Below are 14319 nucleotides of genomic sequence, written 5' to 3'. Positions count from 1 at the left end.
CCTATAGCCCTTCCAGCAAATCGTCTTGATCTACACGCGTCGGGCTCGATACCGGGTCGTTGGCAAATCTTGGGTCGATCGCAATATTCGCCTCCCGCGCAAGCCGAAGATATTCCTCCAGCATGGATTCAAGAAACGCTGCGTCCACCACATAGCGAATAATGGGGGTAATTTCATAGCGATCTTCTGACCCACGGGCTGCGGCCAACACTTTTTTCTGTATCAATTTTTGCACCGCACTGTTGAGTTTTTTGCGGTCTGATTTTGCGTGATTGGTTAATGGTAGAAAAGGCGTGAGGTAAGATTCCATGCGTTCCATATCGACGGTAATTTTCTGTTCGCCTGCCGATTCCCTATCCTGGTAATGGCGGCGAAGAACCAAAAGCAGCAGAGTGTCATACAGCGACAGGGTGCGTTTTGAAATCAACGACACTGGTGTTTCATCCGCCGGGTTGTCGTCACCGTCGGTTTCTGTGTCACTCAGGGCGACAAATGCAACACCGGCCCTCTCATCCAGAACCAGGCGCAGGTATACCTCAGACAGGTGACGACGGATCATAATCTCATGCCTGCACAGGGTCTCAAAAACCTTGGGCTTCTGGGCGCTAATAACCGCTCCCTGCCGCATCAGGTAAACCAGCACCCGCCGTGCCTCGTGAGGTAAATCGGATGTGCCGTCAGGAGTCTCATCTACAACATCGTCAGCCAAGCTGGCCGTCTCAGCCCCCTCAGAATGATCCTCAAGTGTGCCGGCTTTTATATCTGAGCTCGGCTCGGCACTATCCGGGATATCATTATGGCTCCGCACTCTGTCGAAGAAACTCGTCCTCGCTGCTGAGCGCTCATGTGATGGCTGTTTTTCATTGTCCGGGCCCTTCGAATTTTCGCTATTACTGGGCATATCTGCTCCTTCCTTAAAGCACCAGTTCATCCAGGTCGGCGGGGAATAGCTCTGCGCTCAACATATAAGTGGGCAATGTAGCGTGAAACTGCACACCGTTTTTGTCAGAAAGCTGCACTCGTTCCACATCTTCCAATTTCGCAGCACTAACAGACTTAGCCACTCGCACATAGGCAACAAGTTCTTCAAGCCCCGCAGTTACAGGGTGGTGCGTCACAAGCCCTGCAATCGTCATGGGGCCCTTTGCGGTCAGCGTTCTGAAGGTGTTTTCAGCAACTTCCCGAACCTGCACCGTTTCCAGGCTTTCCAGAACATGCTCACTCAGTTCTCGCGTATTTTTCTTTACTTCTACACCGCGAGTGTCGAGTTTTTCGTCCGGGCTACGAAGGCGCAGAGTCTCAGGGGATGAGAGTTCCAGTGGCCCAACCGGCAAGGACAACGCTGTGTCTGCACGCAGATCGATGCCACCATCCCTCAAGGCTACGGCAACCCTTTCGAGCTTGGCCAACAATTGGTCAACCGCGCGATTTTCACTGGCGGCGCCGCTCTCAACATAGGCTCTCAGGCTTTCTTCAGTTCGCCGTCGCACCTGGAAAACACGTTCACTTTCACGGCCCAGTTCGCGCATAAGGTGGGCAAGAAACTGTTGCTGGGTGCGAGATAACTGCTGCGCAATGGGCTGGCTCAGAATGCCACGAAGCTGATCTCGGAGCTCAGTCTGACGGTTCTGGTCACACAACAACTGAAAGAAGCCCTCAAAGGCGCTGCCTGCGTCGGTTGAAGACAACAACGCCTCTTTCTCCATGACTGACAGCAACACATCGCCCCGGGTTGCGCCGCCTTCTATAAGCTGGATTCGCAGTGCCTTGTCCAATTGTCGTATGTCATCCTCGACCCGCCGGAAATCGCCTGTTAGTACCGACGCAAGCTGGTATACCTCGCGGATACGCTCGCGCTTTTGTTGCTCGCTGAGTTCACTCACTACGCCCGCCCTAAGAGCAGCGATTTGCCGTTCGAGTTCTGCTTTCTTGTGCTCAAGCAGCGCCACTCGCTCATCAACATTCGGGCTAATGGCGACAGCAAGGTCCCGCACGGCTTCCTGCACTATTCTCAAGTGAGAGGCGGTCGTTCCGGCTGTTCGCTCTTCCAGTGAACGGCAAAACCGTAAAGCGGTTTCGCTGGCGTCGGTTTTGGTGAGCGTATCATCCATCTCACGCAGCCAGCCCGAGGCAATCCACTGATTCAGGTATGTGTTGGCTGTCGTCTCCGTTTGCCAGACACCCAATTCCCGCGAACGGTCTATCTCGGCATCCAGGCGAACGCGGGCCTGTCCAAAAAGTACTTCACTCTCTTCAGAGAACAAGTCGGCGATAAAGGCAAGAATATACGGGGCATTATCCGCTCGCAGCAGCTTCCATGCCGCGCTCTCACCAAGAAGGCGATTGAATTTTGCCTGCAATCCGTGAAAGCTCATTGCGCCCTCCTAAACTGCGGTCACCTCAGCCACCGTCGTCGCCACTTTATAATCAACACCCCCCAACGCCGCAAAATGCGCTTCGCCACACAGAATCTTGAGGTTTTCATCCAACCGACGTTTGTCGCTATCGTGAGTGGTTTTGGTTTCCCGAATCAAATACACCTTGCTATCTTCTTCCAACACCACCGCCCAATCCGGATTGTAGTCGCCAACCGGGGTGGGAATGGTGAACCAGCGGGGTAACTTACAAAAAAACTTAATGTTATCCGCTCCGTCGAGCGCCTGCGCAGTTATACGCTCGATGTGAGAGTCACATTCAATGTAGTCGTAAGGGGTCTGTACCTGGTCGCCCTGGTTACCGTGCTGCACCTGGTAAGAGCGATCCAGATAGGTCTCCAGTTCCGGCTGGTTGAACAGTTCCATCTTGTAGTGTTCGCCTGCCAGCTTTTCATAGCGAATGCCATCCACCAGCAGTTCATCCAGGGCTTTTTGTATCTGCCGGGCAGCTTCGGTAATGAAGCCCTGCGGATTAGCCTTGAACTCTCCCAACCGTTTGCTATTTCTGATGATGGTCAGCACGGTCCCCCGAGTCAGATGGGTGCGCTCCTGCAGAGCGCCTATCAGATCTGGCAACACTTCGTGGGAGCTGACATACCGTTCTTTGGTCGTCGATATTTGGCGGTCGCTGCCAAACCCGGCATCCGTCAGTTTGGCCTGAGTGTGATCAATGGTGAGGGTTACCGGCTTGACCACTGGCATGTTCTGGAGTTTGTGGCTGGCCAGGTCGATCAGCTGCTGTGTATCAAAACGAATAGAGTAGCGGGTTTTCTGGCTGATTTTATCCCACAGCGCCTTGAAGTCCGGGTTCAGCTCAACCCGCTTGTTGTAGGTAACTGCCGTGCGCTTGCGAGCATCCTGAACCCGACCTGCAAACATGAAGCTGCGCAGGCGGTCTATGATCTCGTTTTCCAGCGGCTGATATTCCTGGGGCACCTGCAACTGAAAGTACATATCGTCGGGCTGGAATCTGGCGGTAAGGTCCCCCTTCCCGTCCAGATAGCCCTCTGCTTTCAATGCCTGCCACAGGTGCCGGGATTTTTCCTGACCCAGGGTGTCAGTATCGTTTATCGCCAGAGGAGCAAATGCGATGGAAGGTACCCTGCCAAACTTGAACCCGCCGCCGATGTCTTTTTCCATCTCCGTTTGCAGGTTCTTGGCGTAGACTTCGAAGGATTCGCTGGCCACCACGGTCAAGCGGTTTACTTGCGGGTCATAGACCCGGTCGCCATTGGCATCCACCGACAAACGAAGGCCACGGCCCAGAGTCTGGCGACGTTCCTTTTCACTACCAAATTCCCGCAGGGTGCATATCTGAAACACATTCGGGTTGTCCCAACCCTCTTTAAGAGCGGAATGGCTAAAAATGAAGCGCAATGGCTCGGCATCATCCAACAGCCGCTCCTTGTATTCCATGATTAACTTGTAGACTTCAGCATCGCTGGCAGTGGTGCCACTGGTATCCTTCAGCTCTACAACTTTGCCCCGCTTTTTCACCTCTGCAAAATAACCGTTGTGCACCTGTTCAACGTCTCGCTTGGGCAAATCACTAAACAATGGGCTAGCGGCCAGCTCGCAATAGGCTTCCTCAAACCATCGGGCAATCTTGCCTTTTTGAACAGCCCCATGCTCATCGTAATAACGATAATTCGCCACCTTGTCGATAAAGAACAGCGACAACACCTTTACATTCAGCCCCTGCTTCTGAAGGTTTCGCTCTTTCTTGAAGTGTTCTTCCACAGTTTGTCGAATCTGCTCTTTGAGCACATCGTCGTGAATACCGTCTTTTTCCTGCTCTGGTTCCAGAACCACGTTATTGGAGAAGCGCACGTACTCCGCACCCGGCTCGGCATAGATCTCATCCACCACATAACCCTCGTAACCCGGCCGGTTAGTGTGGTCGGACAAATCCGTACCCTGTTTGAGCTTAACGGTTTTCTCTTTGGTGCCATTGGGCGTGTCTTCAAAAATAACCACCGAAGCAGACGGCGTTTTTGCCTTGCCGGTGTAGCCAATTTTCGCCAGTTTCAGGTAAGTTTGATTAACGTTGCTTTGGGACTGGATAGACGCCACTGAAATCTGTTTAACCAGCTTCATGTCGTAGGCCTTTACGGGGCCAAGCTGGTATACCACGTTATAGGGATTTCTGTGCGTAGCGGAATAGCGCAGTGCAAACAATGGATTGAGATGATTGATGGCGCGTCGGGCTTTGGCGGTATTATCCACAGATTGGGGCTCATCAATAATCAGCACGGGCCGCACATCCTGAATGAACTCGATGGGTTTGACCCCGGACATACGATCCTGCTCCCGGTGGATCACCGAGAGCTTCTTGATCTGTTCTGGCGTCAGGCTGTCGTAACTCTCCACATCCCCGGCATCCCGCTGGAAGGCCTGAATGTTGATCACCATAATTTGCAGGGTATTGGCAGTGGCGAACTGGCGCACCTTGGACAAATCTTTGGCGCTATACACGTAGTGGTCATATGGCACCTTGTTGTACAAACTGCGGAAGTGTTCTTTCATCATGGCCAGCGAGGACAACACGCCTTCCCGGATGGCCACCGACGGCACCACAATGATGAACTTTCGCAGCCCCAAACGCTTCTGCAGCTCGAAAATGCTGCGCAGGTACACGTAGGTTTTGCCCGTGCCAGTCTCCATTTCCACCGAAAAATTCGGAAACGGATAGTCATCCCCCGCCTCGAACAAACTCGCAGACTTCTCGATAAAGTTCTGCTCCTGCACCCGGTGCAGGTTATCCAGCAACTTGTCAGGGTCCAGCGTCAGCGTGTTGGCGATGCCGAGCTTACGGTATGGTTCGCCAGCAGTAGACAGACCATCGAACACCGAAAGCGTAGATTCGATGGCATCCTGCTGGTAATCCAGATTGGGGTTGAACTTCAGTTTCATGCCAGCGCCCCTTAAACCGTTTTGAAATCGATCTGGTCGATTTTTTCCTTGCCCTGATTAAAGGCCTCGAAGGTTTTTACAGCGTTGGTCTTGAGTTGATCGTTACCATGGAAAGCTTTGTCCAGACAGATAAACTGGCCGGGGGCTTTGGCCAATACGGCATCCATCAGGGCCTGGTCGGTATCGTCTTCAAGATGCACTAGCAAGGTGCCCTCTGCCACGGAAAACAGTGTGCGGCCGGCCAGCTCTACCTGCTCCACTTTTTCGGTGGGCATTACACCGGCCTTGATCAGCAGTTCGTAGAGTAGATCTTCCTGGCTGGCATTGGGGTCGACGTGATCGACGTTGAGCTCCATTTGTTGCAAGAGCTCTTCGTCGGAGATATTGCTATCTGGAGACTGCCATTGTTTGAAGTTACTTTGTGCCAATTGTAAGGTTCGAAAACCAGTGTGCGTCCTATCTTCAATATCATCTACAGCGGAAAATCTCTCCCCTGCTTTCTTGATTCTCTTCCGAGCCATTTCAGAAACAGTTGCGCCCTTAGACACGACTTCTGGAAGCTGAACACCGATTACCCTCCTATAGCCACCATCTTCAGCATTAAGCGCAAACGTAGCCTCAAATATGGTTCCTGACCCTGCAAAAAAATCCAACACAATGTCACTGGAATCCGGAGCAGTAGCTACTTGCAGCATTCTTTTCACAAGACCAACAGGTTTAGGAGTAATGAAAACTTCATCTCCGGATGAAGCCCCCATCAGTCGACTAAGCTCCTGCTTCGCATTTCTCGTGCTTCCAACATCTTTCCAATTCCAGTACGTTTGCGGAATCACGCCCTGTCGAACCTCAGACAAAAACTTCTTAACGCCTGGTCGATTATCTTTATTCTCGCCCCACCAGATTCTGTTATCTTTCTCCAGTTCCCAGAACTTCTGTTCACTTACTCTCCAGTAACTGCCTGCAGGAGGACCGGGGATGACTTTTCCAGATGGAGTCTGAATCTTATATGTGCCTTTGCCATAATAATTTCGGGCGGCCAAATCTCCAAGCAGCCACGGCCCCCGAGGATCATTATCTGGATTTTTGTAACGCTCTATCATTTTCTCGGATCGCGGAAGGAGATTAGGACGCCAAATCTCGGAATTCCTTGCATACAAAAGAATGTAATCATGGTCTTCAGAAAAGTACTTTGCGGAGTTCTTAGGGCTATCCATCTTGTGCCAAATAATTGTTGCAATAAAATTCTCTTCCCCAAAAATCTCATCACACATCCGCCGCAGGTTTTCCACCTCATTGTCGTCGATGGAAATAAAGATCACCCCGTCCTCCCGCAGCAGGTTGCGGGCCAGATACAGGCGGGGGTACATCATGTTCAGCCACTTGGTGTGGAAGCGGCCCTCGTTGGCGGTGTTGGTAGAGAAGGTTCGGCCCTCACTGTCTTTCAGGCCGGCGTATTGTAGATAGGTGTCCAGGCTTTCGCTGAAGTTGTCCGGATAGATGAACTCCTTGCCGGTATTGTACGGTGGGTCAATGTAGATCATCTTAACCTTACCGTAGTAGCTCTTTTGCAGGAGCTTGAGCACTTCCAGGTTGTCGCCCTCAATAAACAGGTTCTCGGTGGTATCAAAATCCACCGACTCCTCCCGGCAGGGTTTGAGGGTCGCAGTGGAGGGCTGCTGGATCAGCCGCAGGCAGTCCCGTTTGCCGGGCCAATCCATGCCGTAGCGTTCACGGCGACTGTCGTAAATGTCCGTGAATTCACCCAGTTCTGCTTTCAGGCGCTCCAGATCAATGGTCACCTTCAGCTCGCCCTTATCATTGCGGGTTTCGGTAAAAATACCTGGGAACAGTTGTTCGAGTTCCTTTCGGCGTTGCTCGGCAACATCCAGGGACTGGCCGTTCATCTGAGTGTCTGCGGTGGTCATGTTACTGGGTTGTCCTTACTGGCGGCATAGATGGTCAATAACAGTTCGCTGTCGTCAATCATGCGGTATTGCGGCTCTTTGCCACTTAATTCGCGGCTTCGGCTGACGATTTTCGGTACGCCCTCACCTCGCCGTTCTATCAAGGCCTGACGACCGGCTTCTTCCCGGGCCTGGTAGTAGCGGCTAAGCAGGTTCACCAAAGCTTCATTGCGGGTAACGGTATTTTCTATCATGCCATCAATGGTGAGGCTGTTAGACAGTTGCCCGGGGGAATATAGCTCAAGACGATCTGCAAACATGTGCAGGCGAATTCGGCGGCCAGTCATTGAGTAATCACGGTGAGCCACAGCATTAACCACGGCCTCAAAAACAGCGCCCAGGTCGTACTGTGGAATGTCGATACGGCCCAATTCTTTTTTTGCTTCTACGCGCATATTACGCTTAACAAAATCGAGCGCGCCGTTGATTTGCTGATCCACAGGGCCAGTGTGATCCTGCGCATCCAACTGGTCTTTGGCGTCACGCTCAGTTCCGCTGTAGAACACACATTGTACGTAGGCATTGGTGAGCCATTGTGTGGGATCTGATGTAAGCAACAACACACCACAAACGGACAACCCCACATCGTAGTCGTCCCTTGCTGTCAGGTGTAGTTTGAAAAGCTGTTCTCGTTCCGGGGTAGCGGGTTTCAGAAATCTTTGTTTGAGGGTTTTATCGACATCATCCAGCGTTGTACCTGGAACCAGAGATTCATCGAACCGAATCAATCTGGCTTGGGAGCGTTGCTGAAACAGTCGAGCCAGTACCTCGGGTTTCATTTCCTGTTTAGTTGAGCCTACACGCTGGTAGTAGCGTCCTGCACTTTGATGAACCGAAATGCTGCGTGGAACGTCAACGCAGATGACGGTTTTCAGGTCGCCCTGCTGATTAGGCAACTGAAGCAGGCGAGTATCCAGACGAACCGGCGGGTTGATGCTGCTTTGGCTAATGTTAACCACCCATTCCTCAGTTTTAGCGACCTTGTCGTCGTCAATTCCGACTACATCGCGGGTTCGATCTGTTACACCCAGAATCAGCCTGCCGCCCTGCCCGTTGGCAAAGGCTGCAATTTCATGAGCTATCTTTTCGCGATTGGGCTCTTTGAGGCGGTCATTTTCAAAGACAACCTCTTTGAATTCGATACTGGAGTCTTCTCCCAGGCGAATATGGAACAAAAGGTCTTTAACGAGTTTTTCCCGATCCATGCGTTATCTCGTAGAGGCTTAGTGGGTAAGTGTCCAGCGGGCAGTAAAGAGCTCTTTGATTTCGGAGGTCAATTCCAATTTCTCACTGACTTCATCCAGCAGACGATCCTCTTCCCGTTCAATCTGTTTTTTGGACTCGTGGTATTCTGCCAGAGCATCGTCCCGCTTTCGCTCCAGCCTTCGTAACGCCTTCTTGGCTTGAATTTTTTCTGCCGTAGAGGCCAACTGGCGCGCCTCTTTCTTGTAAACGCGAATCTGTTCATCCAGTTCATCAACGGTGGCCATGAGTGCCTTACGGCGATCCTGAGCCCAGCGTTCCAGCTTTGCAGACTCCTGTTCCAGGTAGTTATCCAGTTCGGCCTCTGTTTCGGCCTCGGCTTCTTTTGCAATCTGGGACTGCCAGGCTTCAAACGTTCCCGACGGGATGGCATCGGTGGGTCGCTCTTTCTTAGCCGGTACGCTCATGAGGTGGTCAGCGTTCTCCAGCGTCAGTTTCTGGCCATCATCCGTTTGGGCCAGTACCACCAGGCGGGTATTTTGAGTTTTCCCCCGGTTATAGGTGAACTGGATTTGCAGCGCAGTCAACACACCAGACTGGCCAATATATTCCTTCAGGGCAGCATACTGACCTTGGAGCTGGTCGTACTGAAAAACAAGGTGCGCAGGTTCAAGTGCACGATCTTTGGCCCTATGTACTAAATCCCAAGCCAGATAATGCTCAGTGGCCTGTAAACGGAAAAACTCGGAATCATTCTGTTGCGCCAACGGCCAACTCAAGTCGTAGCGCTGGCCATCGATGTAGAAATGGTTGTTCTTAAACTCTGCACCCGGCAGTTCAGCTCGGGCCAGATCCAGAAGGACTTGTTCGTATTCCTGCAAGAAATCGTTACTTTGATCCCGGCGAGTCTTGAGTGCCGCCACCACATCCCGGTCAAAATTGTCTAATAGTGCCTCTCGGGCGGCAATCTCGCGCGCTGCCAGAGTTTCCTCCAGAGCTTGCTGAAGCTGATCGAACTCGTACTCAATTTCCTGATCGGTACGGCATTTCTGGTAAATCTCGTAAATACGCCGTTCAATATCGATGCTGCCTTCGATGGCTCCAAGCACTTCGTCTGAGGCGCCAAATACACCCTCAAAGAGCTTTAACTTTTCATTCAGCAACTGGAACACCCTACGGTCTGCCGGATTCTTGCGGTTTACAAAGTTCACCACCACGACATCGTTCTTTTGGCCATAGCGATGCACCCGGCCGATTCGCTGTTCGATCTTTTGAGGGTTCCACGGTAAGTCATAGTTGATAAGCACAGAACAAAACTGCAGGTTAATACCTTCGCCGCCGGCTTCGGTAGAGATGAGGATGTCGGCGTTTTCACTTCGAAACTGATCCACCAGCGCTGCTTTCATATCGGAGGCTTTTGAACCGCTGATGCGGGCAGAACCTTTGTGCTCCTCAAGCCATTCCTGATAAATGGCCTTGGAGCGAGCGTCATTGTTGGAACCGTTCAGCAAGACGGTTCTTCCGGCGTACCCGTTGGTTTCCAAAAGGTCATGCAAGTATTTCTGTGTTCGGCAAGACTCTGTGAACACCACCGCTTTGCGTTGGCCACCCAGGTTCTCCGTCATAGCAAGAGCCTTTTCCAACACTGTGAGCAGGGCTAAGCCTTTAGAGTTGCTGGATATGCTCTGGGCAAGATCCCGAAACTCGGTAAGTTGTACAATTTCCTGGCTCAGCTTACCCAAGGAGCCAGCCTGCTTATCACTGTCGCTTTCGCTGCTGCTTTCCTCGTCTTCAGATTCCAGCCAATCGTCCACTTCTTCAATATCAGAGAGTGCACCCTCGTCAAGACGCTGCTGTATTTCAAGTCGCTCAATCATACCCTTGAGAGTCTCGGCAACGGCAAACGATGAGGATGCAAGGATCTTGCGTAAGCCCATACTGACCAAATGCCGGGCACGGGGGTTGATCGCTTCGTTATCAGGGCGCTGCAGGTAATGGGAAAGCTTCTGGTACAGTTCCCATTCTTCAGGCAGCGGAGTAAAGTCCTGAGTGATGGAGTAGCGGTTGGTGAAGTTGATGCCGCCCTCTTCCTGAACCTGCCGACGCAAGGTTCTATGGCAGAGCGGGCGAATACGGCGCTTCAAATCCTCCAGCGACTTTTGATCCCTCTGGCGATTTACGTAAAGCGCACGGAAGGATTTTTCATCACCGAAAAAATGAGGGTCAATTACCTGACTCAGACCATAAAGCTCCATCAGGTTGTTCTGAATCGGTGTAGCCGATAGCAATACACGGCTGTCAGCGCACGCGGTAGCTTCAACAAGTGCCTTAGCCCTCTTACTACCATTATTCTGATAGAGGTTTCGTAATTTATGAGCCTCATCGAACACAACTAGATTCCAGCTCACCAAGCGTACGTAATCCCTCTGGCGTGCCGCATACTCATAAGAGCAGATAACAATCTGTTCGTCTTGGTCGAATGGGTTGGTTTTACCTTCTTTTTTTAGACGCGCAGCAACTTTGCCGTCAATAATGGTTGATGGCAGTTCGAACTTGTCAATCAGCTCTTGGCTCCATTGCTTCCGCAATGAGGCCGGAACAACCAAAAGAATATTACGTTTGCCCTCGGCCCACTTCTGAGCCATCACCAAACTGGCTTCAATGGTTTTACCCAAGCCCACTTCATCAGCCAACAGCACCCCTTTCTCCAGCGGAGATTTCAGAGCAAAACAGGCAGCGTCAACCTGGTGTGGGTTCATATCCACACGAGCAGAGGCCATGGCCCGGGAGACCTGGTTTTCAATTTTGCCAGACTGAGTCAGCCAGTGAGCAAAATAAGTGCTTTGGTGAGGGGTGAACATCTCCGGTTTCTCTTATAAATAATACGCCAATATAGTTGTCACCCTACTCACTCTCAAGGGTTATGGGCTTTAAATCAACAGGGGCTATCTATCTGAACAAAAATGGGAGCCTAAAGGCTCCCATTTTTGTATTCAAACTGGATAATTGCGAGTTCAGCTTCCAGACAACGACTGATCCGAAGGATCTATTTCCATCTGCTGTATCGCAATCACTGCCTGGGTGCGGTTACGCACTCCAAGCTTACGGAAAACAGCCGTAATATGTGCCTTGATAGTAGCTTCGGAAACATCCAGATCATATGCAATCTGTTTGTTCAACAGCCCTTCTGCCAACATCCCCAACACCCGGAACTGTTGCGGGGTCAGCGATGCAAGCTTTTCAGAAAAATCAGTGGTATCTGAATGCATGCGCTCAAGCTTGTCTGCCACACCTTCCGGCAGCCATACATCGCCCTCCAGTACAGCACAGATCGCCTCTGTAATGGTAGGCAGAGGCGCCGACTTTGGAATAAAGCCAGACGCCCCGTAATCAATTGAGCGACGCATTACCTGCAATTCTTCGGAGCCTGACACAACCACCACCGGCAATCCGGGATACTGTCCACGCATGAACACCAGCCCGGAGAAACCGTGGGCACCCGGCATATTGAGATCAAGCAGAACCAGATCTGCATCCGGGTGCGAATCTACCGACGCCTGCAACGACTTGATGCTGTCAACTTCTACGGTTTCCGCATCAGGCACTGCTTGATTGACCGCCTGTTTCAGAGCTGCCCGAAACAGTGGGTGATCATCAGCGACGATAATTGTTTGTGTCATTCAACCATTTCCTCACAGGTTTGTGGCCTGCCCTCAGACCTTATTTGAACTCGCGACTACCGATGAGCTCATCCACCACGCTAGGATCCGCCAGAGTAGACGTATCTCCCAGCTGATCATGCTCATTAGCTGCAATCTTACGCAAAATCCGACGCATAATCTTGCCTGATCGCGTTTTGGGCAAGCCCGGTGCCCACTGAATCACATCCGGAGACGCAATCGGGCCGATTTCCTTGCGCACCCACTGCACCAGTTCTTTTTTAAGCTCGTCTGAAGGCTCTTCGCCCTGCATCAAGGTCACATAAACATAAATGCCTTGCCCTTTGATGTCATGGGGGAAACCAACAACCGCTGCCTCGGCAACCTTATCGTGGGCTACCAGCGCGCTTTCAACCTCTGCAGTACCCAGGCGGTGGCCAGATACGTTGAGCACGTCATCAACGCGGCCCGTAATCCAGTAATACCCGTCTTCATCGCGACGAGCACCATCACCGGTAAAGTACATACCTTTGTAGGCGCTGAAATAGGTCTGGGCAAAACGTTCATGATCGCCATAAATCGTCCGCATCTGACCAGGCCAGCTATCCAGAATCACAAGGTTACCGTCGGACTTGCCTTCCAGCACGTTACCTTCGCTGTCCACCAATGCCGGCTGTACACCAAAGAACGGAACCGTTGCAGACCCCGGCTTAAGATCTATCGCACCGGGTAATGGTGCAATCAGAATACCGCCGGTTTCTGTTTGCCACCAGGTATCCACAATCGGGCACCTGCTGTCACCGACAACACGATAATACCACTCCCAGGCCTCCGGATTGATCGGCTCACCTACTGAACCAAGCAATTTCAGGCTCTTACGGGAAGTGCCGCTCATGCAGGCTTCGCCTTCAGCCATCAGCGCCCGGATTGCAGTAGGCGCAGTATAAAGCGTATTAACCTGATGCTTATCAACAATCTGACCCATACGGGAGCTATCAGGATAGTTTGGCACACCCTCAAACAGTACAGAGATCGCACCATTACACAGCGGCCCGTACAGAATGTAGCTATGCCCGGTAACCCAGCCAAAATCCGCTGTACACCAGTAAACATCACCATCGTGATAGTCGAACACATACTGGTGCGTCATGGAGGCGTAAACCATATAGCCGCCAGTCGTATGCAAAACACCTTTGGGCGCACCGGTTGAACCCGATGTATAGAGCATGAACAGAGGGTCTTCCGCATTCATGGGCTCTGGCGGGCAATCTGCAGAGGCCGTCGCCATAAGGTCTTCATAGCGGGCGTCGCGGCCCTCATTCCAGGGCACATCCTTGTTACCTGTACGGCTGACAACGATAACTTTCTCGACGCCGGCGCCGTCTTCATTTTTGAGTGCCGCATCCACATTCTTTTTCAGAGGAATCTTGCGGCCGCCACGGAGGCCTTCATCAGACGTAATTACAAACCGGGACTTGCCATTAACAACACGGGCCCCCAGTGCTTCGGGAGAGAAACCACCGAAAACAACAGAGTGGATTGCGCCAATGCGTGCACAGGCCAGCATGGCTACAGCGGTTTCAACAATCATTGGCATGTAGATGGTGACCACATCACCCTTCTTCACACCCAGTCCTTTCAGAACATTGGCAAATTTGCTGGTTTCTTCGTGCAGTTCACGGTAGGTAACGTGACGGGAGTCAGACGGATCGTCGCCTTCAAAAATAATGGCTGTCTGGTCGCCCCGGGTTGCGAGATGGCGATCCAGGCAGTTAGCAGACGCGTTCAGTTGCCCGTCTTCAAACCACTTGATGGACAGGTTGTTGTAATCGAAGGTGGTGTTTTTTACCTTGGAATATGGCTTGATCCAATCGAGACGCTTACCATGCTCTCCCCAGAACGTGTCTGGATCCTCGATGGACTGACGATACATTTCATCATACTGTTCCCGATTCACAAATGCCCGTTCGGCCACATCCTGGCTTACCGGATAAAGGTTTTTATCAGTCATTGTGCTCCCCCTAGATCAGAGTCTATTGTAATTATCAATTTTGTTTGTTCAGAGCGATAGGGCGCATTGCCCTGTGGACACATGCCTGTAGTTCACCATGCGAACCACCAAACATTGAATTAGACTAACGTCCT

At 51.7% G+C, this 14319-nt stretch carries 8 protein-coding genes; all 8 read right to left on the bottom strand.

All coding sequences use genetic code 11. The annotated features are described in order from the left end of the window. Position 1 precedes the first annotated feature (1 nt). The 8 genes from DS878_RS04660 to acs all read right to left on the bottom strand — a co-directional run bounded on the left by DS878_RS04660 (position 2) and on the right by acs (position 14185). Positions 2–901 (bottom strand): DUF4194 domain-containing protein, encoded by a 900-nt coding sequence (locus DS878_RS04660; RefSeq protein WP_113814818.1) that lies wholly within the window; start codon positions 899–901, stop codon positions 2–4. Positions 902–914: 13 nt separating this feature from the next. Then, complete coding sequence (locus DS878_RS04655; protein ID WP_113814817.1) at positions 915–2375, bottom strand: DUF3375 domain-containing protein; 1461 nt, start codon at positions 2373–2375, stop codon at positions 915–917. Positions 2376–2384: 9 nt separating this feature from the next. Beyond that, positions 2385–5348 (bottom strand): DEAD/DEAH box helicase family protein, encoded by a 2964-nt coding sequence (locus DS878_RS04650; RefSeq protein ID WP_113814816.1) that lies wholly within the window; start codon positions 5346–5348, stop codon positions 2385–2387. Positions 5349–5359: 11 nt separating this feature from the next. After that, on the bottom strand, positions 5360–7273 hold the full coding sequence (locus DS878_RS04645; protein WP_113814815.1) for a site-specific DNA-methyltransferase: 1914 nt from the start codon (positions 7271–7273) through the stop codon (positions 5360–5362). Continuing rightward, the gene (locus tag DS878_RS04640) at positions 7270–8517 is read right to left on the bottom strand and encodes an RNA-binding domain-containing protein (RefSeq protein WP_113814814.1); all 1248 of its coding nucleotides are present in this window, start codon (positions 8515–8517) and stop codon (positions 7270–7272) included. The genes DS878_RS04645 and DS878_RS04640 overlap by 4 nt, the downstream gene beginning before the upstream one ends. Before the next feature lie 18 nt (positions 8518–8535). Continuing rightward, positions 8536–11376, bottom strand: a complete 2841-nt coding sequence (locus DS878_RS04635; protein ID WP_113814813.1) for an SNF2-related protein — start codon at positions 11374–11376, stop codon at positions 8536–8538. A gap of 153 nt (positions 11377–11529) precedes the next feature. Beyond that, positions 11530–12195: a response regulator transcription factor gene (locus DS878_RS04630; RefSeq protein WP_113814812.1), complete on the bottom strand. Its 666-nt coding sequence runs from the start codon at positions 12193–12195 to the stop codon at positions 11530–11532. A 40-nt stretch (positions 12196–12235) separates the two neighbouring features. Then, a complete protein-coding gene (gene acs / locus DS878_RS04625; protein ID WP_113814811.1) occupies positions 12236–14185 on the bottom strand; it encodes an acetate--CoA ligase in 1950 nt (649 codons plus the stop codon). Positions 14186–14319 lie beyond the last annotated feature (134 nt).

The organism is Marinobacter sp. F3R11 (assembly GCF_003318275.1).
Taxonomy (GTDB): domain Bacteria; phylum Pseudomonadota; class Gammaproteobacteria; order Pseudomonadales; family Oleiphilaceae; genus Marinobacter.
Note: the sequence above shows the minus strand (reverse complement) of the source record. Positions and strands in the feature narration are given on the sequence as shown.